Source organism: Pseudoalteromonas sp. A601 (assembly GCF_002165575.1).
In the GTDB taxonomy this organism is placed as follows: domain Bacteria; phylum Pseudomonadota; class Gammaproteobacteria; order Enterobacterales; family Alteromonadaceae; genus Pseudoalteromonas.
Window position 1 is genome coordinate 101,298 of sequence record NZ_MXQF01000014.1, and the last position, 25,318, is coordinate 126,615.

26 protein-coding genes and 1 pseudogene are annotated in these 25,318 nt (G+C 40.3%); 16 read left to right on the forward strand and 11 right to left on the reverse strand.

The window, feature by feature from the left end; translation table 11 throughout:
• The first annotated feature begins 10 nt into the window (after positions 1–10).
• The 11 genes from B5G52_RS13295 to mgtE all read left to right on the forward strand — a co-directional run bounded on the left by B5G52_RS13295 (position 11) and on the right by mgtE (position 8,284).
• Positions 11–982, forward strand: a complete 972-nt coding sequence (locus B5G52_RS13295; RefSeq protein ID WP_087533124.1) for a KpsF/GutQ family sugar-phosphate isomerase — start codon at positions 11–13, stop codon at positions 980–982.
• Positions 983–1,534, forward strand: coding sequence for a 3-deoxy-manno-octulosonate-8-phosphatase KdsC (gene kdsC, locus B5G52_RS13300; RefSeq protein ID WP_087533125.1), 552 nt, complete (start codon positions 983–985; stop codon positions 1,532–1,534).
• The gene (lptC, locus tag B5G52_RS13305) at positions 1,531–2,085 is read left to right on the forward strand and encodes an LPS export ABC transporter periplasmic protein LptC (protein WP_087533126.1); all 555 of its coding nucleotides are present in this window, start codon (positions 1,531–1,533) and stop codon (positions 2,083–2,085) included. Before kdsC ends, lptC begins: the two co-directional genes overlap by 4 nt.
• The gene (lptA, locus tag B5G52_RS13310; protein WP_087533127.1) at positions 2,075–2,602 is read left to right on the forward strand and encodes a lipopolysaccharide transport periplasmic protein LptA; all 528 of its coding nucleotides are present in this window, start codon (positions 2,075–2,077) and stop codon (positions 2,600–2,602) included. The genes lptC and lptA overlap by 11 nt, the downstream gene beginning before the upstream one ends.
• Positions 2,599–3,324 carry an LPS export ABC transporter ATP-binding protein gene (gene lptB, locus B5G52_RS13315; protein WP_087533128.1) on the forward strand — a complete coding sequence of 242 codons (726 nt, stop codon included), beginning with the start codon at positions 2,599–2,601 and terminating at the stop codon, positions 3,322–3,324. The genes lptA and lptB overlap by 4 nt, the downstream gene beginning before the upstream one ends.
• A gap of 68 nt (positions 3,325–3,392) precedes the next feature.
• Positions 3,393–4,889 (forward strand): RNA polymerase factor sigma-54, encoded by a 1,497-nt coding sequence (locus tag B5G52_RS13320; protein WP_087533129.1) that lies wholly within the window; start codon positions 3,393–3,395, stop codon positions 4,887–4,889.
• 30 nt (positions 4,890–4,919) lie between these two features.
• Complete coding sequence (hpf, locus tag B5G52_RS13325; RefSeq protein WP_087533130.1) at positions 4,920–5,207, forward strand: ribosome hibernation promoting factor; 288 nt, start codon at positions 4,920–4,922, stop codon at positions 5,205–5,207.
• A gap of 4 nt (positions 5,208–5,211) precedes the next feature.
• Positions 5,212–5,664, forward strand: a complete 453-nt coding sequence (ptsN, locus tag B5G52_RS13330) for a PTS IIA-like nitrogen regulatory protein PtsN (RefSeq protein WP_087533131.1) — start codon at positions 5,212–5,214, stop codon at positions 5,662–5,664.
• Positions 5,665–5,684: 20 nt separating this feature from the next.
• On the forward strand, positions 5,685–6,527 hold the full coding sequence (gene rapZ / locus B5G52_RS13335) for an RNase adapter RapZ (protein ID WP_087533132.1): 843 nt from the start codon (positions 5,685–5,687) through the stop codon (positions 6,525–6,527).
• Between the two features lie 20 nt (positions 6,528–6,547).
• The gene (locus B5G52_RS13340; RefSeq protein WP_087533133.1) at positions 6,548–6,820 is read left to right on the forward strand and encodes an HPr family phosphocarrier protein; all 273 of its coding nucleotides are present in this window, start codon (positions 6,548–6,550) and stop codon (positions 6,818–6,820) included.
• A gap of 105 nt (positions 6,821–6,925) precedes the next feature.
• Positions 6,926–8,284 (forward strand): magnesium transporter, encoded by a 1,359-nt coding sequence (gene mgtE / locus B5G52_RS13345; protein WP_087533134.1) that lies wholly within the window; start codon positions 6,926–6,928, stop codon positions 8,282–8,284.
• A gap of 485 nt (positions 8,285–8,769) precedes the next feature.
• Here mgtE and B5G52_RS13350 read toward each other — a convergent pair whose 3' ends face one another.
• Complete coding sequence (locus B5G52_RS13350; RefSeq protein ID WP_087533135.1) at positions 8,770–8,928, reverse strand: YqaE/Pmp3 family membrane protein; 159 nt, start codon at positions 8,926–8,928, stop codon at positions 8,770–8,772.
• A 73-nt stretch (positions 8,929–9,001) separates the two neighbouring features.
• Positions 9,002–9,571 (reverse strand): BON domain-containing protein, encoded by a 570-nt coding sequence (locus B5G52_RS13355; RefSeq protein ID WP_087533136.1) that lies wholly within the window; start codon positions 9,569–9,571, stop codon positions 9,002–9,004.
• Positions 9,572–9,899: 328 nt separating this feature from the next.
• Here B5G52_RS13355 and B5G52_RS13360 point away from each other — a divergent pair, with 328 nt between their 5' ends.
• Positions 9,900–10,556, forward strand: a complete 657-nt coding sequence (locus tag B5G52_RS13360) for a LiaF domain-containing protein (RefSeq protein ID WP_087533137.1) — start codon at positions 9,900–9,902, stop codon at positions 10,554–10,556.
• Positions 10,557–10,706: 150 nt separating this feature from the next.
• On the opposite strand, the gene B5G52_RS13365 is transcribed toward B5G52_RS13360, so the two are convergent.
• Both B5G52_RS13365 and pmbA read right to left on the reverse strand, forming a co-directional pair.
• Positions 10,707–11,123, reverse strand: a complete 417-nt coding sequence (locus B5G52_RS13365; protein ID WP_087533138.1) for a VOC family protein — start codon at positions 11,121–11,123, stop codon at positions 10,707–10,709.
• A gap of 171 nt (positions 11,124–11,294) precedes the next feature.
• Entirely contained in the window at positions 11,295–12,644 is a 1,350-nt protein-coding gene (gene pmbA / locus B5G52_RS13370; RefSeq protein ID WP_087533139.1) for a metalloprotease PmbA, read from the reverse strand.
• A gap of 136 nt (positions 12,645–12,780) precedes the next feature.
• On the opposite strand from pmbA, the gene yjgA reads away from it, so the two are divergent.
• Positions 12,781–13,305, forward strand: coding sequence for a ribosome biogenesis factor YjgA (yjgA, locus tag B5G52_RS13375; protein WP_087533140.1), 525 nt, complete (start codon positions 12,781–12,783; stop codon positions 13,303–13,305).
• Between the two features lie 48 nt (positions 13,306–13,353).
• Here yjgA and B5G52_RS13380 read toward each other — a convergent pair whose 3' ends face one another.
• From B5G52_RS13380 to prlC, 4 genes are all read right to left on the reverse strand, one after another.
• Positions 13,354–15,279, reverse strand: a complete 1,926-nt coding sequence (locus B5G52_RS13380) for a methyl-accepting chemotaxis protein (RefSeq protein ID WP_087533141.1) — start codon at positions 15,277–15,279, stop codon at positions 13,354–13,356.
• Between the two features lie 120 nt (positions 15,280–15,399).
• Positions 15,400–16,155, reverse strand: a complete 756-nt coding sequence (locus B5G52_RS13385; RefSeq protein ID WP_087533164.1) for a class I SAM-dependent methyltransferase — start codon at positions 16,153–16,155, stop codon at positions 15,400–15,402.
• A gap of 57 nt (positions 16,156–16,212) precedes the next feature.
• Complete coding sequence (locus B5G52_RS13390) at positions 16,213–17,394, reverse strand: two-component system response regulator (RefSeq protein WP_087533142.1); 1,182 nt, start codon at positions 17,392–17,394, stop codon at positions 16,213–16,215.
• Between the two features lie 132 nt (positions 17,395–17,526).
• A complete protein-coding gene (gene prlC / locus B5G52_RS13395; protein ID WP_087533143.1) occupies positions 17,527–19,578 on the reverse strand; it encodes an oligopeptidase A in 2,052 nt (683 codons plus the stop codon).
• Between the two features lie 131 nt (positions 19,579–19,709).
• Here prlC and gorA point away from each other — a divergent pair, with 131 nt between their 5' ends.
• The 3 genes and pseudogenes from gorA (at position 19,710) to suhB (ending at position 22,634) form a co-directional block, all read left to right on the forward strand.
• Positions 19,710–21,068: a glutathione-disulfide reductase gene (gorA, locus tag B5G52_RS13400; protein WP_087533144.1), complete on the forward strand. Its 1,359-nt coding sequence runs from the start codon at positions 19,710–19,712 to the stop codon at positions 21,066–21,068.
• Positions 21,069–21,288: 220 nt separating this feature from the next.
• Positions 21,289–21,651, forward strand: a pseudogene (locus B5G52_RS13405) (mechanosensitive ion channel family protein); the annotation flags it as partial.
• Positions 21,652–21,830: 179 nt separating this feature from the next.
• Positions 21,831–22,634, forward strand: coding sequence for an inositol-1-monophosphatase (gene suhB / locus B5G52_RS13410; protein WP_087533145.1), 804 nt, complete (start codon positions 21,831–21,833; stop codon positions 22,632–22,634).
• Positions 22,635–22,868: 234 nt separating this feature from the next.
• Here suhB and trpS read toward each other — a convergent pair whose 3' ends face one another.
• The 3 genes from trpS to rpe are packed head-to-tail and all read right to left on the reverse strand — an operon-like array spanning position 22,869 to position 25,272.
• Positions 22,869–23,873 (reverse strand): tryptophan--tRNA ligase, encoded by a 1,005-nt coding sequence (gene trpS / locus B5G52_RS13415; RefSeq protein WP_087533146.1) that lies wholly within the window; start codon positions 23,871–23,873, stop codon positions 22,869–22,871.
• 50 nt (positions 23,874–23,923) lie between these two features.
• On the reverse strand, positions 23,924–24,589 hold the full coding sequence (locus B5G52_RS13420) for a phosphoglycolate phosphatase (protein WP_087533147.1): 666 nt from the start codon (positions 24,587–24,589) through the stop codon (positions 23,924–23,926).
• Positions 24,589–25,272, reverse strand: a complete 684-nt coding sequence (gene rpe / locus B5G52_RS13425; protein WP_087533148.1) for a ribulose-phosphate 3-epimerase — start codon at positions 25,270–25,272, stop codon at positions 24,589–24,591. Before rpe ends, B5G52_RS13420 begins: the two co-directional genes overlap by 1 nt.
• Positions 25,273–25,318 lie beyond the last annotated feature (46 nt).

Genomic DNA, 25,318 nt, shown 5'->3' on the forward strand with positions numbered 1-25,318 from the left:
GGACAACACAATGACGCAGTTAAATTTTATTGAACAAGGAAAACGAGTACTTGATATTGAACGTCAAGCCCTTGTTGATATAGCTCAATACCTAGACGAAAACTTTAATCAGGCCTGTGAGTTGATGTATCAATGCCAAGGCCGAATTATCGTTGTCGGCATGGGCAAGTCTGGCCATATTGGCAATAAAATTGCTGCCACATTAGCAAGCACCGGCACACCGGCTTTTTTTGTTCACCCTGGTGAAGCGAGCCACGGTGATTTAGGTATGATCACCCGTGATGATGTAGTCATGCTGATATCTAATTCTGGCGAAACCAGTGAAGTGCTCAATATAATCCCAGTGATTAAACGCATTGGCGCTAAAATGATCGCAATGACCAGCAATCCAACATCGTCAATGGCAAATTGGGCTGATGCTCATGTATGCATTAAAGTATCTAAAGAAGCTTGCCCTCTTGGTCTTGCACCAACAGCAAGCACCACAGCAACACTTGCTATGGGAGATGCAATAGCCGTCGCCCTACTTGAAACACGAGGTTTCACAGCCGACGATTTTGCACTATCACACCCAGGCGGCAGTTTAGGCAAACGTTTATTACTGTGCTTAAAAGATTTAATGCATGATGGCGCCTCAACGCCTATTATTAAAGACACGCAATGCATTAAAGACGCGTTAATAGAAATGTCAGCCAAAGGGCTAGGCATGACAGCAATTGTAAACAACCGTGGCCAACTTAATGGTTTGTTCACTGACGGTGATTTACGTCGTATTTTAGAACAACGTATCGATATACATAGCACACTTATCAGTGAAGTCATGACACGTTCGTGTACCACGGCAACTGCGGATATGCTTGCCGCCGAAGCGCTTAATATTATGGAGCGTAAACGTATTAACGGTCTTATTGTCATTGATGAAAATCGTCACCCCATTGGTGCACTAAATATGCAAGACTTGCTCAAAGCAGGAGTGTTATAAATGCAATTTGCTGACTTATACCAACCACTGAGCTTAGATGCTCAAACCCGCGCTAAAAAAATTAAATTGTTGATCTGTGATATTGATGGCGTATTTTCTGATGGTCGAATTTACTTAGGTAATCAAGGCGAAGAATTAAAAGCATTTAATACCAAAGATGGTTTTGGCATCAAAGCGCTAATCAACAGCGGTTTTGATGTTGCTGTTATCACTGGACGTCATTCACAGATAGTTCAGCAGCGAATGACTAGCCTAACAGTACAACATATTTATCAAGGCCAAGAAAATAAGCTGCAAGCCTATCAAGAGCTTAAAGATAAACTGAGCTTAACCGATGAGCAAATCGCCTATATTGGCGATGATGGCCCTGATCTTCCTGTTATGGAGCAAGTTGGCTTTGCAGTAGCGGTGAACGATGCACACCCGTTAATCAAACGCGTATCGCATTATACCACTATGCTACCGGGTGGGTTTGGCGCTGTAAGAGAGCTCACTGATTTATTAATGCTTGAAAACGAAAAATCGCTAACCAGCGAAGGAACCAGCTCATGAATAGTGCGCGTTTAGTTTTAAGCGTATTATTTATAAGCTGTATGGTTTGGCTTTGGTATCCATATTTTAACCAAACAAACATAGAGCAGCTCGTTGAAGAAGATGTTATTGCCAAGCCCGATTACACCGCTGTGGCTTTAAAACAAACAGCCTTTGATGAACAAGGTAAAATAAGCCACAAAGTCACCGCTGCAAAAATGGAATTATATCAGCAGTTAGGATTTACGTACTTTGAAGAGCCTATTTTCACTTTATACAATCAAGAACAAATGTGGCAAATTAATGCAGCAGAAGCCACATTGTATGAAAATAACCAGCTGGTTTTAGAAGGCAATGTGACGGCGAAAAACCTCACAAACAATGCCATGATAGACCATATTAATGCCGATAACATCCAAGTTGATATTGAACTTCAAACAATGAGTTCAGAGCAACCTGTTGAGTTAGTCGGCCCTAATTTAAAAATTACTGGGCGCGGATTACAAGCCGACTTAAAAGCCGAAGTAATAGAACTAATTAACCATACGCGAACCATATATTATGACCAATAAACTAGCCAACCTACTTATAATACCAAGCTTACTCATTGCATTTTCGAGCCTTGCCCAAGATACAATGCCACCGGCCGATCAGGTCTCAATCAGCGCGGATAAACAACAAGCTCAACTTAAATCTAATGTCGGTATTTTTGAAAAAAACGTTGAAATTATCCATGGTAACCGCCGAATTAAAGCAGAACGCCTCGAAGTACATAAACGTGAAGACTTAGGCGATAATAAACAGTTACTCGTGGCCACAGGCAAACCTGCATACTTTGAAGAAAAACAAACCGATGGCACTTTAATGAGCGCCAGTGCTGATGAAGTTCGTTACGATGTAGCAAAGCGCCTGTTAACTTTAATAGGTAATGCGAAAGTAACCCAAGCAGGGCAAAAAATTAACGCTAAAAGCATCACCTACGATATGGAACAGCAGCTAATAAGTGCTGAAAGAGGCGAAGACTCAAATGACCGCGTGCATACAATTTTAGTACCTGTCGATAGCAAAAAATCAAAAGGCCAGCCATGAGTACATTAAAAGCCGAGTTTTTAGCAAAAAGCTACAAGGGCCGCCAAGTTGTAAAAAGTGTTGGCTTAGAAGTTAGCGCTGGGAGTATTGTTGGTCTACTAGGCCCTAATGGCGCAGGGAAAACCACCACTTTTTATATGATTGTTGGCTTAGTGCCCAGCGATAAAGGTAAAATTAGTATTGATGATAACGATATTACATTATTACCCATGCACAGCCGTGCTCGCTTGGGTATTGGCTACTTACCACAAGAGTCATCTATTTTTCGTAAATTGACCGTTTACCAAAACCTGATGGCGATTTTAGAAACCCGTAAAGAGCTAAACAAAACAGCCCGTGAAGAAGCCTTAGATAGCCTACTTGATGAATTTAGCATTCAACACATTCGTGATAGTCAAGGCATGGCATTGTCAGGTGGTGAACGCCGCCGTGTTGAAATTGCGCGTGCTTTAGCCGCAAATCCTAAATTTATCCTATTAGATGAGCCTTTTGCTGGTGTTGATCCCATTTCAGTGTTAGATATAAAGAAGATTATCGAGCACCTTAAAAACCGTGGCATCGGTGTACTAATAACCGACCATAATGTAAGAGAAACCCTTGATGTTTGTGAAAAAGCCTACATAGTTTCTCATGGGGAGTTAATTGCATCAGGAACTCCTGAGCATGTACTTGCCAACCAAACAGTTCGCGATGTATATCTGGGTGAACAATTTAGGCTATAAAGCAACACTCAGCTAACTATCTGCTAAACTAAATTATGACAACACAATAAAAGGATTGTTAGAGATAAATGAGGCAATCACTCCAGCTGCGCATGGGCCAGCAACTTACAATGACACCACAACTGCAACAAGCAATTCGCTTATTGCAGTTAAGTACATTGGATCTCCAGCAAGAAATTCAAGAAGCACTCGACAGCAATCCACTGCTTGAAGTCGAAGAGCAAGAGTTTGGTGATGAAACGGCTGGCAAAAATGAACAAAAACAAGACACTGACGATGTCACAGTAAGTGCCTCAGCCGATGAAACACCCAGCGAATACGAACAAGAAAGCAGCGAAGCACTTAATAAAGACACAGTAAGTGATGACATGGCTATGGATGTGACCTGGGATGAGTACATGAGTGCTGCTCCTGCCAGCTCATCAGGCCCGATGCCTGAAGATGAATCTATTTATCAAGGTGCTTCAACCGAAACCTTGCATGAATATATTATGTGGCAGTTACAGCTCACCCCATTTAGTCCGACCGACGAGGCGATCGCTATTGCCATTGTCGAAGCTATCGACGAGTCAGGTATTTTAACTCTAAGTTGTGAAGACATTGCAGAGAGCCTAAATAAAGATAATAACGAAGAAGAAATTGAGCTTGATGAAGTGCAAGCCGTTTTAAAACGTATTCAACTGTTTGACCCAATTGGTATTGGTGCACGCAGCTTGCAAGAATGTTTATGTATTCAACTAAATCAATTTGACCCCGCAACTCCTTGGATCAGCGAGACAAAAATGATTTTAACTGAGCACATCGATTTATTGGCCAGTCGTGACTATCGCACTTTGATGAAAAAGACTAAGCTTAAGGAAGATGAACTTAAAGAAGTGATGACACTCATCCACAGTCTAAACCCAAAGCCTGCGGATAGCATCGTACGTGAAGAGTCTGAATACGTTATTCCAGATGTCTCAGTAAAGAAAATTAAAGGCCGTTGGGTTGTTGAGTTAAACCCCGATAGCATGCCTAAAATTAGAGTAAACAGCCAATATGCAGCTATGTCTCGCTCGGTTAAATCGAGTAGCGACAGCCAATTTATTCGCTCCCACTTGCAAGAAGCAAAGTGGTTTATAAAAAGTTTAGAAAGCCGTAATGACACATTACTTAAAGTAACCAACTGTATCGTTCAACAGCAACAAGGGTTCTTTGAGCATGGCCCTGAAGCAATGCGCCCTATGGTATTAAACGATGTTGCTGAAATGGTAGAGATGCATGAATCAACCATATCACGTGTTACCACGCAAAAGTACATGCACACCCCAAGAGGGATTTTTGAGTTAAAGTATTTTTTCTCAAGCCATGTGAGCACTGAAAACGGTGGTGAATGTTCATCTACAGCGATCCGCGCATTAATTAGAAAATTAATTAGCGCAGAAAACTCAGCGAAACCATTGAGTGATAGCAAAATTGCAGATATATTGGCAGAGCAAGGTATCAAAGTAGCTAGACGTACAATCGCAAAATATCGCGAGTCACTGGCTATTCCACCGTCAAATCAAAGAAAGAGCTTGATTTAAGGCGTAAAAAAACAAAGAAGGAAAATGCTTATGCAACTGAATTTAACTGGTCGTCACGTAGAAATTACCGATTCACTTAGAGACTATGTACACAATAAGTTTGCAAAGCTTGAAAGGCACTTTGATCATATAAACAACGTGCACGTCATTTTAGACGTAGAAAAGCTAAGCCAAAAAGCAGAAGCCACAATACACCTCAGTGGTGCTGATTTATTTGCTTCAACAGAACACCAAGACATGTACGCTGCGATTGACGCCCTAATAGATAAACTAGATCGTCAAGTTATCAAACACAAAGAGAAGCACGCTCGACACTAATATTATGAAACTAAGTTCACTTACTTGTAAGGACTGCAGTAAAGCTGCGGTCCTTTTTAATAGCAAAAAACGAATTTTAGAATTTATTAGCCAGTTGGCTCATGAACAACTCCCTCACCTTTCAGAACAAGAAATTCTTAACTCGTTACTTAATCGAGAGAAACTAGGAAGCACAGGTATTGGCCGTGGAATTGCTATTCCTCACGGTAGAATAACGGGTGTTGATACACCATTAGCACTGATACTAGTGAGTGAAACGCCCATTAATTTTGATGCGATTGATAATCGTCCTGTTGATATATTTGTGGCACTCGTCGTACCTGATGGTGAGAGTCAACTTCATTTAAAGACCTTGGCCACAATTGCTGATAAACTTAACGATAAAGATTTTTGTAAACAATTACGTAGCGCTAAATCAGACCACGACTTATACCAAGTTATTGTCGAGCAGTCATAAGAAAGTGAAGGAGTCATTACATGGAGTTAATTATCATCAGTGGGCGCTCGGGTTCTGGTAAATCTGTTGCCCTTCGCGTATTAGAAGATCTCGGTTATTATTGTGTTGATAATATTCCTGTGAACTTGCTGCCTTCACTCGTACGAAGCGTTTCTGATAACTATGATAAAACAGCAGTTAGTATTGATGTGCGCAATCTGCCAAAAGAACAAGAAGAGTTTAATGACATTCTTGAGTATTTACCTGGCTTTGCAAACCCAACTTTATTTTATTTAGACAGTGACGACCAAACGCTGATCAAACGCTTTTCTGAAACTCGCCGTTTGCACCCTTTATCGTTAGATTCTCTGCCCCTTGATTTGGCTATCAAACAAGAAAAAGTATTGCTTGATGTATTGATCACTCGTGCTGATTTTATTCTTGATACAACAGAGTTGAGCGTTCACCAATTAGCAGAATCAATTCGTGAGAAGATTTTAGGTAAAAAAGATAAAAAGTTAATTATCACTTTTGAATCTTTTGGTTTTAAGCACGGTATCCCTAAAGAAGCTGATTATGTATTTGATGCCCGATTTTTACCAAATCCACACTGGGAGCCAGAGCTAAAGCCACTTACAGGCCTAGATCAACCAGTCAAAGATTATTTAGCTAGCCATAGCATTGTGCAAAAATTTACATGGCAAATTCAAACTTTTGTACAAACCTGGCTACCTCATTTAGAGCGTAATAACCGCAGCTATCTAACTATTGCCATTGGTTGTACCGGCGGGCAACACCGCTCTGTCTACTTAGCGCAAACTATAGGTGAAAGTTTTGCAATGAGTCATAGCAATGTAAAAATTCGTCATCGTGAACAAGAATAATATCTGCTATAGGCTTTGATATGCATTTAGAAGACACTTTTTTAATCAAAAATAAATTAGGATTACATGCACGAGCTGCCAGCGTTTTAGCTCAGCTCGCGCTGAAGTTTGACGCAACTATTACCTTATATCAAGACGATAAACAAGCTGCTGGCGACAGCGTTTTAGCTTTAATGCTACTTGAAAGCAGCCAAGGTAAAGAAGTTAAAGTAGTCTGTGAAGGGCCAGATGCCGAGCCGGCATTAGCGGCAATAGGTGAGCTAATCGAGCAACGCTTTCACGAACATGAATAGCGCACTTTATTTAAAATTGCGTTAAACTAAATAACGATAGGAAAGCAAAAAACGCTAGCTTACTATCACCCTACCCAACCGAAAATTTGTTACCTAAGGACGCCAATGCCAGAAGCTTTTGAACAAGATTACCCACTACAGCAATTAAAACAAGTGACCAAGTCACTCAATAGTGGTCAATTTGTTCAAGTTAGGCGAATGTTGGCAAAAACAGCTCCTTGTGACACAGCACTATTACTCGAATCTTCCCCGCACAAGATCCGTAAACTACTCTGGCAATTAGTTGATCCTGATGTACAAGGTGATGTCTTAGAGGAGCTTTCTGAAGACGTACGATTAGGTATCATCGCGCAAATGGAGCCGAAGCATATAGCTGCGGCGACAGAAGACATGAGTCATGATGACTTAGGAGAGGTTTTAAGAAGCCTACCTGATACCGTCTACCAAGACGTAGTTGGGGCCATGGATAGCCAAGATAGAGAGCGTGCAACACAAGCACTTTCATATCAAGAACGCTCTGCTGGCGCTCTTATGAACACTGATACGGTGACTATTCGTCCTGACGTTACAATTGATGTGGTGCTTCGATATTTACGCCTACGCGGAGAGTTACCGGAAGGTACCGATGACTTATACGTTGTAGATAAACACAATTGTTTTCTCGGTGCTATGTCACTCACAACGCTTTTGACTAACCCGCCAGATAAAATCATTCGCGACTTAATGGATGAAGACTGCGAATCAATTTCAATCGCCATGGATGAAAGCGAAGTTGCCCAACTATTCGAGCGACACAATTGGATATCGGCACCCGTCGTTGATGATAATGACCATTTGCTTGGCCGTATCACGATCGATGACATTGTTGATGTAATCCGTGAAGACGCTGAACACAGCTTGTTAAGCTTAGCAGGTCTTGATGATGAGGAAGATACTTTCGCTCCCATATTAAAAAGTTCGAAGAAACGTTCTGTGTGGTTAGGTGTAAACTTATTAACAGCTCTTCTGGCCGCTATAGTAGCGAGTTTTTTCGAAAATACCTTGGCTATATTACCGATCCTTGCGGTACTAAACGGCATAGTGCCTTCAATGGGTGGCGTAGCAGGTAGCCAAACTTTAACTTTAGTGATCCGCGGTATTGCTGTAGGCCACATCAATCAAACAAACCAACGCTTTTTAATGTTAAAAGAGCTCGCAATTGGTGCAATTAATGGCATGGTATGGTCTATTTTAATCGCCGGTGTTGTAGCTATTTGGCAATGGGATTTTAAACTGGGTGGCGTTTTAGCGTTTGCTATGTTTATGAATTTGGTTGCTGCAGGTATTGCGGGTGCTAGTATTCCATTACTACTCAAAAAGATGAAAATTGATCCTGCGCTCGCGGGAAGTGTTGTATTAACAACAATCACAGATATTGTTGGCATATTCGCCTTTTTAGGTACTGCGACTTGGTTACTTATCTAGGCTCTTCGAAATTTAATAGAATCGTTTTTAGACGTGTTCATAAGTGCATGCTCTCAATTAGATAAGCATGCACTTATGATTTAATGGATACCATCCTAGCAATCTCCCTGTTTATTCTAAAACTACGACAACAATTTACTAAGTAATTTGTTCCTCCTTGCCACTTATCCATCGTGATACCTTCAATCCTTGTCACTTATCCATCGTGGTACATTCAATCCTTGTCACATCCACCGTGATACATTCAATCCTTGCCACCTATCCATTATGATACGTTCAATCCTTGTCACCTATCCATAATGATACATTCAATCCTTGTCACCTATCCATTATGATACGTTCAATCCTTTGATCATGAATCCATAAATTGCTTCCACTGCTTAGCTGTCCATAACGCCATTGCACATTCAGCTTTTCTTTGCTGAGAGTCCTTTTGTACATGTTTCATAACTCCTCCTTGTAAGACTTGTATTGCAAAGACTTAGTTAACGTCTGGCGATTATATAAATCGCATGAATTAAACCTGGAATATACCCTAGTAATGTTAACAAAATATTAATCCAAAACTGTGCCCCTAGACCAACTTGTAAAAAAACACCAAGTGGTGGGATCAACACTGATAGTATAATTCGTATTAAATCCATTGTGATCGCTCCTTGCCAATTTGCTAAAATGCATAAGAAAGCCCAGCCTAGCTGGGCATTTCATAATAAGTGATTATTCAGCAACAACAGTTAATTCATCAACTACATCGCGAACATCTTCAGCATTTTTAGCAATTTTCATCGCTAGCTGTTTTTCAGCTTCTGACTCAACAGTACCTTTAAGTGTAACTACACCCTTATCAGTATCTACGTCGATATCTGTACCGCCAACTTCTGAGTTAAATAAGAAGCGTGTCGTGATCACCGTACTAATTTTTGCGTCTGTTAAATCGCTTTCAGTGTCATCAACACCAGATTTCATGCGTTTGTGGTCGGTATCAACATTTTTAACGACAGTCAGTTCGTTATCAACATCATTAACACCATCAAGGCTTAATACAAGCTCTTCAGCAAGCTCTTTGTCTAAGTCGCTTTCCACTTTACCTGTTAGCACAACCTTGCCATTTTTTACGTCAGTGTTAATGTCAAAGTTGTTAAGATTAGTGTTCATTAAAAGAACTGTTTCTGCCTTACCATCAATCCAAGCATCTTTACTTTCATTTTCCCAGCTGCTTGCTTGTGCACCCATAGCTGTTGTACCAAGAACTAAAGCCGCAATCATAGATTTGTTAAATGTTTTCATAATCTTTCTCCTTTTGATTAAAGACACTTAAGTTAATGCGAACATCAAGCCAACTTTTAAATAATTACAAATCAATCACTTAGAATGGATTGGTATTTTATAGCTATATTCACCTGGTAATAATTTACAAACAATTCGGTAATTTGTTCTGCCTGTGTCAGATTTACCATTTAGTCGTTGTTTTTATTAATCTGTCGTTAATATTACTACTTAAAAATTGAGTGTGAAAAATAAGCAACTGAATTTTAAGAAGTTAATTATTGGCCTGAGCTTTGCTTTAGTTATCGTAGTTAAAAAATAATACAGCCATTACATAGGGATACCCGTCATGACAGTTAAAATAGAAGATCGCCCAATCGAACAAGTACGCGAACAAGTTATTGATCAATTAATCTATAACTACAGTCATGGGGTAATATCTGCAGAAGCATTCGAACGTCGCTTAGACCAAGCTATGGCCGCAACAGACAACTTAGTGTTAATGGAGCTAGTAAGTGATTTAGATTTAAAAGCTGATACTAGTTACCAAAATGAAAAACGTGCGCAGTTTAGCCCTTATTACAGTAATCAAAGCCAAGACGAAGCATTACACTTAAGAAGTATACTAGGCTCCAATGAGCGTAGTGGTCAGTGGGTCGTACCCAAAGAAATTCATATAACGAATCTATTGGGTTCAATAGAATTGGATTTCACCGATGCAATTTTTCAGCACCAGCATATCACTTTGCATGTTAACTGTTTATTAGGTAGCGATGAGATATACGTACCAGAACATGTGAATGTAGTGTCTAAAATATTTAGTGTTGTTGGCAGTGTTGAAAACAAATCTGTATCACTGAACAAACTGCATGGCCCGACTATTACTATTGAAGGTAAAGTAATACTCGGTTCGGTGGAGATAAAAGTAAAACGTACCATTAAAGAAAAGTTTGTCTCCTTTGCTAATAGCCTAAAAACCAGCTGGAAAGATATGAATAAATCTTAAAGCTCCCCCTACATATAAATAACCGTAGGAACAAGCTTCAGCCGTGATGATATTTAGATTTGCGATATATGAAACCCATCGGCGCTAAAGCGCTCTCCTACATATAAATAACCGCAGGAACAGCTTTAGCCGTGATTAATTGGATTTATATCATAAGTCATTATTACGCTCTTTGGGTATGTCACTGCGGTACTCAACAAACTCAACCTCAAAACCGGCGGGATCAATAAAATACACATTTTTACGAAAAGGATTGTCTGCGCCTAGTTTATCAATACTGTAGCCCGCAAGCTCTAAACGATTAATAACCGCTGCGATGTCATTTGTAACATATGCAAAGTGCGCCAAGCCGACCTGATGACCTGCTAAATCTCGGTTTTTTTGCTCTCCATTATCACTCAACGCTAAATAGTGATAATCATCGCCAAAGTGCAACCATTGCCTTGGCTTACCATGCCAAGCGCTTTTCCCCTGACTTCTGATATACCAATGTGGAAATGCCGCCTTATAAAAGTGCAGCATTGCGTCAACGTCATCAACAACTAAATTCACGTGCTCTAAATACATAATAAAATTCCTTTATTTAAGTAGTTAAAGCTAGCTTAAAACCTAAAGTTAAGTTGAGGTAAAGTTTTTTTATAATAAATTTAATTACAAACATGTGAAGATCAGGGGTAATGAAAAAACCAGTGTGAGGACTAGTGACTGGGTCTCAACCACTGCCCTAAAACTTTTATTCTAACTGCCCGCTATTTGCATTTCTTCAATCAGTACTGAGCCTGTTTGAATTCCGCCACGGCGTTCTATATCGCCACCTAAACCAACAATGGCTTTAAACATATCTTGCAGCTTGCCAGCTATAGTAATTTCACTTACAGGGTATTGAATTTCACCATTTTCAACCCAAAAACCAGCTGCACCGCGAGAGTAATCACCAGTTACAGTATTTACACCCTGGCCCATTAATTCGGTTACCAATAAGCCAGTACCCATAGTTTTTAGTAACTGTGCTAAGTCTTGGTGAGTTTGCTCAATAAGCCAATTGTGAATACCACCAGCATGACCTGTCGGCGTCATATTCATTTTTCGAGCTGCATAGCTGGCTAATAAATAAGTTTGTAATTCACCGCCTTGAATAATTTCACGGTCAATGGTCTTTACCCCTTCGCTATCAAAAGGTGTCGATGCGAGCCCTTTTAAAAGGTGAGGGCGCTCAGAGATATTAACAATATCACTAAATACTTGCGTACCTAGGCTGTCCATTAAAAAGCTCGATTTACGATATAAAGCACCGCCACCAATTGCAGATACTAAATGGCCAAATAATGAATTAGCAATATCAGCACGAAAGATAACTGGCACTTTCATCGTGCCCAGCTTTTGGCTATTTAATTTAGCTAACGTTTCAGTTGCAGCCTCAAGTCCAACTGCTGCGGCATCTTTCAAACCACCTTGCTCACGAGACACGGTATACGCTGAATCACGCTGCATTTGTTCGCCATCTTTACCAATAACCATAGTACTGATGCTATGTCGCGTGCGCGGATAACCAGCAATTAAACCGTGGCTGTTACCATACACGCGCAAGCCTTGGTGAGATGAAAAACTCGCCCCGTCTGAATTAACAATTCGTTCATCGGCATTAAGCGCAGCTTGCTCTGCACTATGGCAAAGCTCAATACCTTGTTCTGGACTCACATCCCACGGGTGATATAAATCAAGATCGAGCGGTGCAAACTCTAATAGTTCTTTATCTGCCACCCCGTTGTGCGGATCATCAGAGGTAAACTTGGCAATATCGATGGCTTTTTCAACTACAGTGCGCAAAGTTTTCGGGTTTAGGTCTGCTGTAGAGGCTGAGCCTTTATGATTGCCGACATAAACACTGATGCCTAAACCGCCATCTTGATTAAATTCAATGGTTTCAACTTCGCCCATACGAGTGCTAACAGATAAACCTGAGGTGCTCGACATGGCCGCTTCAGCACCTGTTGCACCCAGTTTTTTTGCGTGTTCTAACACTTCTGCTACGGCGTCTTTTACTTGAGAGATTTGTGTATAAATAGGATCTTGCTGTTGGCTTTTCATGTTCGTAGGTCCTGCGCGGCTATCACTTTTAATATAGTTTAAATGCTAACACACCCAGTGCATTGCATCAGCTAATATTAATCATTAAAAGAATCAAGTATAATGATTCCAGTTAACGATCTTATATGAGCACCCCATGGCGAAGAAAAAAGGCAACCCTGCTGAAATTGAAGAAGAAATTATTTACGTATCGAAAAGTGAGCTTAAGCGTGATGCGCAAGAGTTTCATCAGTTAGGTTCTGATATTGCTAAAATGGGCAAAAAGCAGCGCGAGCGCTTACCTCTAAATGATGATCTAAAAGAAGCAATGGTTGTTGCCGATAAGATAAGCAATAAAAGTGACGCTTACCGTCGTCACCTAAATTACATCGCTAAAACGCTACGTACCGTTGAAAATATCGATGAGATAAAAGCCATCATCGATATTATGCTCAATAAAAATAATCAAGCCGAAGTAATGATCAAAAAAATTGAGCAATTACGCAGCGACCTGATTGAGCAGGGTGATGATCTAATCAATGAAACAATTGAGCAATACCCAGCACTTGAGCGCCAAAAAATGCGTCAACTAGTAAGAAACGCGGCAAAAGAAGTAAAAGCTGAAAAGCCAGCTCGAAGCTATAAAGAGCTATTTCAGTACTTAAAAGACACCATGATGTAATTTCTGTTAGCAGGTTTAAGTTATTAAACTTTAACCTGCTTACAAATTTTATAACCCTAAGCTACCACGAATGGTTTGCATCTGCTGCTGTAAGCGTTGATGTATATCTTCTACCAAATGACTTGATTCACTGACTTGCCCTTTCATGTTCTGCATCGACTCACTAAAATTTTCTAGTAATGCATTTTGCTGTTTAGCTAACTCCATTGCTTCAAACGCCACTTTATTTGCATCTTGAGCATTACTGGCAACTCCTTCAGAGTTACGCTTAAGATCATGTGCATTATCCGTTTGTAACTGAGCATCATCAGCAAGTGCTGAAATTTGTGTCGATACCATAGTCGAGTTTTCGCTTAACAAATTAAGCTGATCGTTTATATCACTCAACGAACCCTGTGTTTGGCGAGCAAGCTTACGTACTTCGTCTGCCACTACCGCAAAACCTCGGCCATGTTCACCGGCACGAGCTGATTCAATCGCAGCATTTAATGCTAATAAATTGGTTTGCTCAGCAATGGTATGAATTACCTCAATAACCTGCCCTACATCTTGTACGCCACTTAGTAACTCTTGTAAGCTTTTAAGGCCACCATCAACGCGCTGTTGAGTATGTGAGCTGGCACTGAGCATGTTTTCTGCAAAGCCCAAACTCTGCTCCATAGCCGCATATGTTTGCTTTGCATTATCCGCTACTTGGCTATTAATATTATTTACCTGATCGCCTATATGCTGAATATCACTCAATAAAGCTTGGTTTTGCTCAACTTGCTGGTGACTATCATTGGTTTGCTGACTAATAGTATGTAAATGCTCACTCATCTCCTGCATAAAGTCATTTATCACTTTAAGCATTTGTGCGCGTTCATCTTCCTCGCCACGTTGTCGCTCAATTAGCAAGTTAAAATAAGCGGCAATTTCCCCTACTTCTGTTTTAGGGTTATTACTTTCTATATTTTTAAGTTCATTACTTTCGATTAAAAAAGCAAAACCATCACGAAGTTGCCTTAACGGGTTAAGCACCTGATTTCGTTGAACGATATAAACACCAATAGCCAAAATAACTAACATGCTAATCGCTATCGCAAACACAACCAGCACCTGCCTTTTTAACGTTGCTTGCTCAGCACTTAATTGCTGCTCGGCATTGATCACGGTATCTGACAACAAGGTAATTTGTTTACGTAGATCTTCTATTCCTATTTGTCGTTGTTGGGCTTGCTCAATGGTACTTGCTAAGTCCCTCGGATAGCGATTTGGCCAACTACTTAATTCAGCTTTAATTTCATCGGCTAAGTCTTCTGCTTGCGCACCAAAAAAGAGGGCATCTTCATCTACTTCGCTCATAACGCCGAGATTCTCTAATGCATCAATCTGTTTTGCTAAACGATTTAGGTTAGCTACACTTTGCATTAAGCTATCTTGAGTATCCTGATCAAAGCCAATAATGAGTTGATAAGTAAATAATGACAGGGAAGTCACTTCACTATAATAGTCGCTCGCTAAAACATAATATTGCTGCTCAAACCGGCCCTGTAGCTGCGCTTTATTAGCATAATTAATCAAGGAAGAAGCTGAGCCTGCCATTTGCCGTAATGCATTATCAAGCAATGCAGTCTCATTACCAGAGAGCTTACCTAGCGCTCGGTATTTACCATTAATATCAGTGTCTAACTGGGTAAGTAAAACATCTAGTTGCTGCTTTAAATTGCTGGGTAAAACATTAAGATCCGTTCGCTTTACCTCACTAATAAGTTCAGATGCTTGGCCTAAGTACAAGCTATCTCCCTTAGCTAAGTAATCTTCTAGCAGACCTTCAAGGTCGACCAAAATCTTATTTTTTAACTGGTTATATGATTGGTCTTGTTGTTCAAGTTTGACTAAGGTTTGACTGGCCCAAAACAGGGTAGCACCTAAGAGTAGACTAGCTAAGGCAAGTAAAACTGCCAATAGCCTGGTAAATGATGACACGCGCATAAAAGAACTCCCTCGTTTAACTGCGCGCGTAGAATATTAACTATTTATGACGGTTTAATGAAAACCAGCATGAAGTTACTACATGTTGGTCATTTAGCATTTATTTTAAATACTAAAAGATTAGATCATCGCTGCTTTCACATAGACATCAAAACGGTTCTTCTTTGTTTTAATTTGCATGCTGGGGGTTTTATCATTTAAAAATGGTGCATAATCAGGGCGCTTTACCACAACTCTTTTGCTGGCAAGGGGATAGGAAAATTCGAGTAAATCATCAGCATCTGTATCAGCGCCGACTAACTCTTGGAATACACGCATTTCTTTTTTAACTAATGCTGACTTTTCACGATGGGGAAACATAGGATCAAGATAAACAACATCAGGCATACTTTCGCATTGAGCAAGTAATGTATGGCTTGAGCCAAATACTAGGCTCATGTTTTCACTCATCCAGTTACCAATTTCAATATCATTATAAGCACGCTGTAAACCATCATATAAAAGGGCTGCTACAACTGGGTGACGCTCATGTAAAATAACTTTACAGCCAAGAGAAGCTAATACAAAACCATCTCGACCAAGCCCTGCAGTTGCATCTAACACCACCGGTGTTGCGCCTTTATTTAAACCTACCGCCTTTGCTATTGACTGGCCTTTACCGCCACCAAATTTGCGTCTATGCGCCGCAGCCCCAGTAATAAAGTCAACACTAATAGCCCCCAGTTTTGGCTCATCAGTTTTACGTAAGCTAAGCCCTTGATCATCATAATGCAAAGAAAAACCGTGTTGTTGTGCAGCCCACTGCTCTAAGCCAAATCGCTGCTCTACTTCAGTAAGATAAGAACGCATTTCTTTAAAAGGACACTGTATAACCAAAACTAACTCCGACCAAAAATAGCCTGCAGAGTATATCAAGAGCTGCCAGCTATAGCACTAAAATAGCTCAATATCAGTTTGTGATGTTACCTCTTGTGTGTGCTCTGGGTTTGCAATTTTACTTAGACTGACCACCAGCTCATTTCGTGATTCAATAATATGATTAAGCTGATACTTTATAAATGCTAACTCCTCATTAAGTGATGAAAACTCAGATTGTGTTTGTTCTAACTGCTCTAAATGAAAAACCAACTCCTGATTATATTTAAGCTCAGGCTTTTGCTCGATGGTTTTACGAATTTCAGCTAATTGAACCGCCAATTTGGTCACGGCTAATTCTCTAGCGTCACTGTTGTCGTACATTTTTGTTGAGAGTTCAGCAAACGCATTACCGACACTATGTGCTTGAGATAGGGCCCTTTCGTTAACTTCCATATCTTGAATTTTAGCATTCGTAACTTCTAAAATATGGGGGAATAAGTCTTTATAGCGACCATACAATGCAGCATCATCTAGCGGCATATTTTTTATTAAAATCGACACCTTAGGGTAGTTAATTATAGTGCGACTACTAAAATCGACAAAGCGATTGGCATTACGGTGCTTTTCTAATAACTCTTGTTCTAGAGGGCACACTGCGCCTTCGTCACTACAAAATATACCAACCTCCTGATGCCAATAAGCAATGACTACCTCTAAATTAAAAAGTCTGAAAAATTCAAAAAAGTACGTTGATAGAGATTTCACATCATGAGCATGATAACTCTGCCCAACATAACGCATTATTCGCCCCATATCACCGGAATCAGTCATTGCTAATTCCGCGGTTATTTGCGCGCGCTCTACATCACTTTTAAGCTTAATTGAGTGCTGTCGATACTGATATAAAACACGGATCCGTGCCATTAACTCTTCGCCGTTAAATGGCTTAACGATATAATCAGCTGCCCCTGAGTTATAGCCTTTAACTCGCTCTGGTAACTCACTTTTGCCAGATAAAAACATAACGGGCGTTTCTTTTGTTTGCTCAAGTGATTTGAGCTCTCGGCATACCTCGTAACCTGACTTACCCGGCATTTCAACATCAAGTAAAATAATATCGGGGTTATATTTTATCGCTTTCCTGAGCCCTTCTTCACCATTTTTAGCATGTATGAGTTTACAAAACCCTGCTAGTGACTCTTCTATAATATGGTGAACATATTTATCATCGTCAATTGCCAGTACTAGCTTAGTCATGCTTATTCCCTTTTTATTTATTACTTAAAAAAGCATAGTACGGAGCACTGATTTTGCGAAGAATTATTAGCTTAATAAAAAAGCGCCAAAAGGCGCTTTTTACTCAAATTAAATACCAGTATTAAACTTATGTTATGCGGCAATGCCGCTATGGCGCAGTAATGCGTCGACACTTGGCTCACGACCACGGAAGTTTTTAAACAATGCCATTGGCTCCTCGCTGCCACCTTTTTCTAATATGTGCTGCATAAAGGCTTGACCCGTTTCAGGATTAAAAATCCCTTCTTCTTCAAAGCGTGAGTATGCATCTGCAGACAGCACTTCAGCCCATTTATATGAATAGTAACCTGCACTATAACCGCCGGCAAAAATATGGCTAAAGCCATGTTGGAAACGGTTAAATTCTGGCGGTTTAACAACTGATGTGTGGCTACGCACTTCATCTAAACGCGCTTGAATTTGGCATTCTTCACCCGCTTGATAATCATTATGAATTCTAAAGTCGAATAATGAGAATTCAATTTGACGTAGCATCTGCATACCTGAGTTATAGTTTTTAGCCGCTAACAGCTTATCAAGCAACTCTTTAGGTAGTGGCTCGCCGGTTTCATAATGGCCTGAAATAAAGTTAAGTGCCTCTTCTTCATAACACCAATTTTCTAAGAATTGGCTTGGTAGTTCTACTGCATCCCAGGCAACGCCGTTAATACCTGCAACTGGTGCGGCTTCAACTTGAGTGAGCATATGGTGGATACCGTGACCAAACTCATGAAATAAAGTAGTTACTTCGTTATGAGTAAACAAGGCTGGTTTATCGCCTACTGCTTTATTAAAGTTACACACTAAATAAGCAACTGGCGTTTGCAACTGGCCATTGGCACGCACTTTTCGGCCCATGCAGTCATCCATCCAGGCACCACCACGCTTGTGATCACGCGCGTATAAATCTAAATAAAAGCGCCCTCGTAAAGTATTGCTGTTATCGAAAATCTCAAAAAAGCGTACATCTTTATGGTAGCTGTCAAAGTCGTTAACTTCTTTTACGGTAATTCCAAATAAACGATTTACTGTTTCAAATAAGCCACTGAGCACTTTATTGGCAGGAAAGTAAGGACGCAGAACTTCATCTGAAATAGCGTACTTTTCTTGCTTTAACTTTTCGCCATAATAGCCATAGTCCCACGCAGCTAACTCATCAATACCGTGTTTTTCTTTAGCATAAGCTTGAAGCTCTGCTAACTCTTGCTCAGCTTGAGGTTTAGATTTAGCAGCTAAATCTTCTAAAAATGAGAACACTTGTTCTGGTGTTTCAGCCATTTTGGTTGCAAGTGACTTTTCAGCGTAGCTTTCAAAACCCAGCAATTGAGCAAGTTCATGGCGCAGCGCAAGTTCTTCACTCATAATCGTTGAATTATCAAATTCACCGGCATTTGGGCCTTGGTCTGACGCACGAGTAACAAATGCCGTATAGGTTTCTTCACGTAGCTGGCGGTTATCAGCGTAAGTCATTACCGGTAAATACGACGGAAAATCTAACGTGAATAACCAGCCTTCTAGCTCTTTACTTTTTGCGGTATCGGCAGCCAGTGCCAAAGCTGATTCTGGTAAACCTGCAAGTTCACTTTCATCAGTAATATGTTTTTGCCATGCAAGTGTGGCATCCATCACATTGTTACCAAATTTAGCAGCAAGCTCAGACAATCGAGCACTTATCTCGCCGTAACGTTTTTGTTGTTCAGGTGCTAAAGCTATACCTGAAAGCTCAAAATCACGTAATGCATTGGTAATTGATTTTTGCTGTGCGGTACTCAAGGTTTTAAATTCATCACTGTTGTACAGTGCATTATAAGCGTCGTATAACCCTTGATGCTGGCCAACAAACGTTGAGTACTCTGAAATAAGCGGTAAACATTGTTCATATTCTTTACGTAGTTCATCTGAGTTGACTACAGAGTTCATATGCGAAACAGGCGAAAACATGCGTGAAAGTTTATCGTCAACTTCTTCAAGCGGTAACACCAAGTCTTGCCAAGTAAATGACTTTTTAGCCAAAACCTCATCAATTTTTGCTCGGCATTCATCAATACCCGCTTTAAGTGCTGGCACAACATGCTCGGGCTTAATTTTTGAAAATGGTGGCAAGCCCTCAAGGCCTACTAGTGGGTTATTTTGTAAATCGCTCATGTTCGCTCTCAAATCGTTTCGAAGATGATTTTTAAATTGGGGCGCAGAGCTTGAAATACAAGGGGCTTTTCACGGGTCAACCTTGTGTTATCATCAAACTATTACGTTTTATATAAACTTGAGGACTAAAAATGGCTCAGCATTTTGATTACATTGCAATTGGCGGCGGTAGCGGCGGTATCGGCTCAGCTAACCGTGCAGCAATGCGTGGTGCTAAAGTAGCACTTATTGAAGCACAACACATGGGCGGCACCTGTGTGAATGTAGGTTGCGTACCAAAAAAAGTAATGTGGCACGGTGCACAAATTGCCGAAGCAATTAATGCTTACGCACCAGATTATGGCTTCGATGTAGAACTAAAAAGCTTCAGCTGGGCTAAATTAGTCGAAAGTCGCGAAGCTTATATTGGTCGTATCCACCAAGGTTATGACAAATACCTAGCCAGTAATGGCGTGACTGTGATCAATGGATTTGCAAAGTTCGTCGATAATAAAACCGTTGAAGTAAATGGCGAATTATATACGGCTGATCATATTTTAGTTGCTGTAGGTGGTCGCCCAACTATTCCAAATATCCCAGGTGCTGAGCACGGAATTGATTCAAATGGTTTCTTTGAATTAAGCGAACAACCAAAACGTGTGGCCGTAATTGGCGCAGGCTATATTGCCGTTGAAATTGCAGGCGTATTACACAGCTTAGGCACTGAAACCCATTTATTCGTGCGTAAAAACAAGCCTCTTCGCTCATTTGACCCATACATCATCGACACACTTGTTGATATTATGGCGAAGGAAGGTCCAACGCTACATACCGAATGCTCACCAAAAGAAGTCGTCAAACAAAGCGATGGCAGCTTAACCATTCACTTTGAAAACGGTTATAATCAAAACGTTGATCAAGTAATTTGGGCCATTGGCCGTACACCAACAACAGATAAAATTAACCTTGCAGCTGCTGGCGTTGAAGTGAATGAAAGCGGCTATGTGAAAGTTGATGAATATCAAAACACCACAGCTGAAAACGTCTATGCCGTTGGTGATATTATCGAAAATGGTATAGAGCTGACACCGGTTGCCGTTAAAGCAGGCCGTACTTTATCAGAACGCTTGTTTAATAAAGAACTGCCAGATGATTTAAAAATGGATTACAGCTTAGTGCCAACAGTGGTATTTAGCCACCCGCCAATTGGTACGATAGGTTTAACAGAGCAAGAGGCTATTTCGCAATTCGGTAGCGAAAACGTAAAAGTGTATAAATCTAGCTTTGCTGCTATGTACACAGCCGTTACTCAGCACCGCCAAGCATGTAATATGATGCTAGTTTGCGCAGGCGATGATGAAAAAGTCGTTGGTCTACACGGTATCGGTTTTACTGTAGATGAAATGATCCAAGGCTTCGCTGTTGCCATGAAAATGGGTGCAACGAAAGCTGATTTTGATTCAGTGGTAGCTATTCACCCTACAGGCTCGGAAGAGTTTGTTACTATGTAAATTATTCTCTGGAAAAGTGAAACTTTACATTTGCTAACTCTGGAAAACGAACTAAGCTGATCAATTAATGTACGATTTTTGGTCAGCTTTTTTATGCTCACAATAGTTCAATCAGATGATTTTAAAACTGAGATCCAAACTCCTTTTTGCAAAAAAGGAATCAAGCATTCATCTAAAAGGCTTTCCAACTTTTTATGAAGATGGTGAATACGTCATGCCAATAAAGAACTTAAATTTCGTCAAGCGGTTTACAACACATCATTTCACTATTGTGCGTAAAGAGAGCTTCAACCCCTACCCGATTTACACCGCTTTAAGTGAAAAAGCAAAACAATGCTGTGAGGAATTTCACGATCTTGCTAGTCGTTACAATTCTATTATTGAAAGAAAATTGGACGCAAAGATTTCAGGGCCAGAACCAGAAATTCATTTTAGCACCACAGACTTAGGTGAATTTAAGGCTAGTTTTACATTATTTTGTCCAACCGAAAGAGCGCTAGAAATAGAACACCAGCTAACTGCATTTTTTATGGAGCTTTGGTACCGCGAAGCATCAACAAGCATTATTTGCGATCGCAGATAAAACTGATGTATTCAACGGACTGAAGAGCAACAAAAATAAATTTAAACCTCTTTTCAAACAAGGGCGTACAAAAAACACTCAAAACTATTTCGGGTTTATTGTTTACTTTGTGGTGAAAGTCGTTAAAATACGCCGGCTTAAAATATATAAACGTTCTTTTACAACCCAAAGGTAAAACCATGCATCCAATGTTAAACATTGCGGTTCGCGCTGCGCGTAACGCAGGCAAACTTTTACTTCGCGCAAGTGAAGATTTATCAAAAGTTGAAGTGCAACAAAAAGGCACTAACGATTTAGTAACGAATATTGATAAAGAAGCTGAAGCCGTAATCCGTGACACTATTTTACAGTCTTACCCTACTCACTCTATCGTGGGTGAAGAATTAGGTGAGCACAAAGGCAAGGATGTAGATTACCAATGGATTGTAGATCCTATTGATGGCACAACAAACTTCATCAAAGGTCTTCCTCATTTCGCGATTTCTATCGCATTAAAAGTTAAAGGTCGTTTAGACCAATCTGTTATTTATGATCCTATCCGTGGTGAGCTTTTCACAGCTTCACGTGGTCAAGGCGCGCAACTTAACAGCAAACGTCTTCGTGTTAGCAAAACAACTGTTCTTGCAGGTACTGTACTTGCTACTGGCTTTCCATATAAGAACAAGCACCATATGGATGCATACACTGAAGCATTCAAAGCATTGTTTGTGCATACTGCTGATATTCGTCGTGCAGGTTGCACAGCGTTAGATATGGCTTATGTTGCAGCTGGTCGTGTTGATGGTTTCTTTGAGATTGGCTTAAAACCTTGGCATAGTGCTGCTGGTGAGTTAATGGTAAAAGAAGCGGGCGGTATGATTGTAGATTTCGCTGGCGGCAATAACTACAACCAAAGCGGTAACCTTATTTGTGGTGCACCAAAGCTAACACAAGCAATTGTACGTGAGATGCGCCCTGTATTAACTGAGTCACTGCTTCGTTAATCATTACTGCGGGATAATTACTTCTTATTCCCAGTAGCTGCTTTCAATGCTCATTGCGTTGAAAGCAGCCAGTTATAACTACTATAAACTTAGCTAATAAACTCAATAAAGCATAATGGCAAGCTAAATAGCTGCGAGAGTCATACCAACGCGCAGCTAAAACACACCTTACAGATGCAAAAATACCGCTGAGGTAATAATCCAAGCAGCGGTATTTTTTTGTCTCAATAACGACTATGGGCGCGGGATAAAACCGAGTGCATCGTAAACTGACTTTAACGTCTTCTCAGCACGAATACTGGCTTTTTCGGCGCCGGTTTTCATGATGTTATCAAGTAAAGTTTGGTCTTCACGAATTTCTTTAAAGCGCGCTTGAATTGGCTCAATCATGCTTACAACCGCATCTGCAGTATCTTTTTTCAAATGACCATACATTTTGTCTTCATATTCTGGCACAAGCTCTTCGATAGAGCGCTTAGTGGCAACAGACATAAGCGTTAATAAATTTGATACACCTGGTTTTTCAGTACGATCAAAATAAATACGTGCTTGCTCATCTGAATCTGTTACAGCTTTTTTCAGCTTTTTCTCAATCTTTTTCGGCTCATCTAGCATCATGATAAATCCATTTGGATTGTCATCTGATTTAGACATTTTCTTCAGCGGATCTTGCAAGCTCATTACGCGCGCGCCAAACTCTGGAATATAAGGTTCTGGAATTGTGAAAACCTCACCATATAAGTTATTAAAACGTGTGGCAATATCTCGAGTAAGCTCTAAATGTTGTTTTTGATCATCCCCAACAGGTACTTGATCTGCCTGATACAGTAAAATATCTGCAGCTTGCAGCACCGGGTAAGCAAACAAACCCACATTTACATTATTTGCATGCTTAGATGACTTGTCTTTAAACTGAGTCATACGATTAAGTTCACCCATTTGTGCATAACAATTAAGTACCCAACCTAACTGTGCATGCTCTGGCACTTGCGATTGCACAAATAAAGCCGCTTTATTAGGATCTATACCACATGCAACATATAAAGCGATGCCATCGAGCACTCGCGATCGTAACAATTCAGGGTCTTGCCGTACGGTAATAGCATGCAAATTAGCTAACATAAAGTGACTATCATACTCTTCCTGTAGTTTAACCCACTGGTTAATAGCACCAACATAGTTGCCTATTGTCATACCACCGGTTGGCTGCATGCCACTTAATACTACTGGTTTACTCATGATGTTCCTTTATATTACTAAAATAAAAAATACTAAAATTAAAAACGCTCTTACCTTTGGGTAAGTACGGGTATTATATCTAAGAATGTATCACAGAGGTACTGTGGATTGTAATCACTCAACTTTTCACCTTGGTTATAACCATAATTCACAGCAATTACATCTATGTTTGCAGCATGTGCAGCTAAGATGTCACTTTTTGAGTCACCAATCATTACAGCTTGGCTTGCTGGCACATTTAATTGCTTGCAAGCAAACAAAAGCGGTTCAGCCGATGGCTTTTTAGCCATACCATCCCCACATACGATCACGTCAAAATGCTCTGTCAACGCTAGTTTATCAAGTAGCTTTTCAGTAAAACGACGCGCTTTATTGGTAATGAGTGCTTTTGGGGTGCTACGAAGAGCAGCAAGACCTGTTTCAACATGCTGGTAAAGCACGCTGTACTCACCAACTTGTTGCTCGTAATGACCATAAAAAAGATTGATGGCTCGCTTGGCAAGCTGTTCATCTAGTTGCTCACTAATTTGCATGTCGCCACTTAAACCACGCTTAACTAGGGTTTCAATACCATTTCCGACCCAGGTTTCAACTAAACGCTGACTCACTATAGGAAAAGCCAACTCAGTTAAAGTCAAATTCATTGCAATATATAAATCATATACACTGTCGACTAAGGTGCCATCTAAATCAAAAAAAGCGGCCTCGTATTTCATTAATTTACACCTTCTAATTGTTCACGCATTTGCTCTATGACTTTTTTATAATCTGGTTGATTAAAAATAGCGGAGCCTGCAACAAACATATCAGCACCCGCCTGTGCTGCGGCTGCAATATTCTCAACTTTAATACCACCATCAACTTCCAAACGAATTGCACGGCCTGAATCATCGATAATCTTGCGCGCTTGCCGTAGTTTTTCTAACGTGTGAGGTATAAAGCTCTGGCCACCAAAGCCAGGGTTTACTGACATCAATAAAATCACGTCGAGTTTATCTATGACATGCTCTAAATAGCTTAAGCTCGTGGCGGGGTTAAACACTAGCCCCGCTTGGCAACCGTTATCTTTTATTAGCTGTAAAGTGCGATCTATATGCTCACTTGCTTCAGGATGAAAAGTAATAATAGACGCCCCTGCATCAGCAAATTGCGGAATTAAACTATCAACCGGCTTTACCATTAAATGCACATCAATAGGCGCTGTTACTCCATAATCACGTAACGCCTTACATACCATAGGACCTATCGTTAGGTTAGGTACATAATGATTATCCATTACATCAAAATGAACTACATCAGCGCCAGCCGTTAGCACTGCGTCTACATCTTCACCGAGGCGGGCAAAATCAGCAGACAAAATTGATGGTGCTATAAGATATTTTTGCATTGTTTCTAACATTGGCAATCCTTAATGTGTTTCAAAATGCGCATAAGTGCGCTTAATG

What these genes read in the sequence shown, in the direction of transcription:
- B5G52_RS13295 (WP_087533124.1), top strand. Translation starts at nt 11, where the DNA reads ATGACGCAGTTAAATTTTATTGAACAAGGAAAACGAGTACTTGATATT.
- kdsC (WP_087533125.1), top strand. Translation starts at nt 983, where the DNA reads ATGCAATTTGCTGACTTATACCAACCACTGAGCTTAGATGCTCAAACC.
- lptC (WP_087533126.1), top strand. Translation starts at nt 1,531, where the DNA reads ATGAATAGTGCGCGTTTAGTTTTAAGCGTATTATTTATAAGCTGTATG.
- lptA (WP_087533127.1), top strand. Translation starts at nt 2,075, where the DNA reads ATGACCAATAAACTAGCCAACCTACTTATAATACCAAGCTTACTCATT.
- lptB (WP_087533128.1), top strand. Translation starts at nt 2,599, where the DNA reads ATGAGTACATTAAAAGCCGAGTTTTTAGCAAAAAGCTACAAGGGCCGC.
- B5G52_RS13320 (WP_087533129.1), top strand. Translation starts at nt 3,393, where the DNA reads ATGAGGCAATCACTCCAGCTGCGCATGGGCCAGCAACTTACAATGACA.
- hpf (WP_087533130.1), top strand. Translation starts at nt 4,920, where the DNA reads ATGCAACTGAATTTAACTGGTCGTCACGTAGAAATTACCGATTCACTT.
- ptsN (WP_087533131.1), top strand. Translation starts at nt 5,212, where the DNA reads ATGAAACTAAGTTCACTTACTTGTAAGGACTGCAGTAAAGCTGCGGTC.
- rapZ (WP_087533132.1), top strand. Translation starts at nt 5,685, where the DNA reads ATGGAGTTAATTATCATCAGTGGGCGCTCGGGTTCTGGTAAATCTGTT.
- B5G52_RS13340 (WP_087533133.1), top strand. Translation starts at nt 6,548, where the DNA reads ATGCATTTAGAAGACACTTTTTTAATCAAAAATAAATTAGGATTACAT.
- mgtE (WP_087533134.1), top strand. Translation starts at nt 6,926, where the DNA reads ATGCCAGAAGCTTTTGAACAAGATTACCCACTACAGCAATTAAAACAA.
- B5G52_RS13350 (WP_087533135.1), bottom strand. Translation starts at nt 8,928, where the DNA reads ATGGATTTAATACGAATTATACTATCAGTGTTGATCCCACCACTTGGT.
- B5G52_RS13355 (WP_087533136.1), bottom strand. Translation starts at nt 9,571, where the DNA reads ATGAAAACATTTAACAAATCTATGATTGCGGCTTTAGTTCTTGGTACA.
- B5G52_RS13360 (WP_087533137.1), top strand. Translation starts at nt 9,900, where the DNA reads ATGACAGTTAAAATAGAAGATCGCCCAATCGAACAAGTACGCGAACAA.
- B5G52_RS13365 (WP_087533138.1), bottom strand. Translation starts at nt 11,123, where the DNA reads ATGTATTTAGAGCACGTGAATTTAGTTGTTGATGACGTTGACGCAATG.
- pmbA (WP_087533139.1), bottom strand. Translation starts at nt 12,644, where the DNA reads ATGAAAAGCCAACAGCAAGATCCTATTTATACACAAATCTCTCAAGTA.
- yjgA (WP_087533140.1), top strand. Translation starts at nt 12,781, where the DNA reads ATGGCGAAGAAAAAAGGCAACCCTGCTGAAATTGAAGAAGAAATTATT.
- B5G52_RS13380 (WP_087533141.1), bottom strand. Translation starts at nt 15,279, where the DNA reads ATGCGCGTGTCATCATTTACCAGGCTATTGGCAGTTTTACTTGCCTTA.
- B5G52_RS13390 (WP_087533142.1), bottom strand. Translation starts at nt 17,394, where the DNA reads ATGACTAAGCTAGTACTGGCAATTGACGATGATAAATATGTTCACCAT.
- prlC (WP_087533143.1), bottom strand. Translation starts at nt 19,578, where the DNA reads ATGAGCGATTTACAAAATAACCCACTAGTAGGCCTTGAGGGCTTGCCA.
- gorA (WP_087533144.1), top strand. Translation starts at nt 19,710, where the DNA reads ATGGCTCAGCATTTTGATTACATTGCAATTGGCGGCGGTAGCGGCGGT.
- suhB (WP_087533145.1), top strand. Translation starts at nt 21,831, where the DNA reads ATGCATCCAATGTTAAACATTGCGGTTCGCGCTGCGCGTAACGCAGGC.
- trpS (WP_087533146.1), bottom strand. Translation starts at nt 23,873, where the DNA reads ATGAGTAAACCAGTAGTATTAAGTGGCATGCAGCCAACCGGTGGTATG.
- B5G52_RS13420 (WP_087533147.1), bottom strand. Translation starts at nt 24,589, where the DNA reads ATGAAATACGAGGCCGCTTTTTTTGATTTAGATGGCACCTTAGTCGAC.
- rpe (WP_087533148.1), bottom strand. Translation starts at nt 25,272, where the DNA reads ATGTTAGAAACAATGCAAAAATATCTTATAGCACCATCAATTTTGTCT.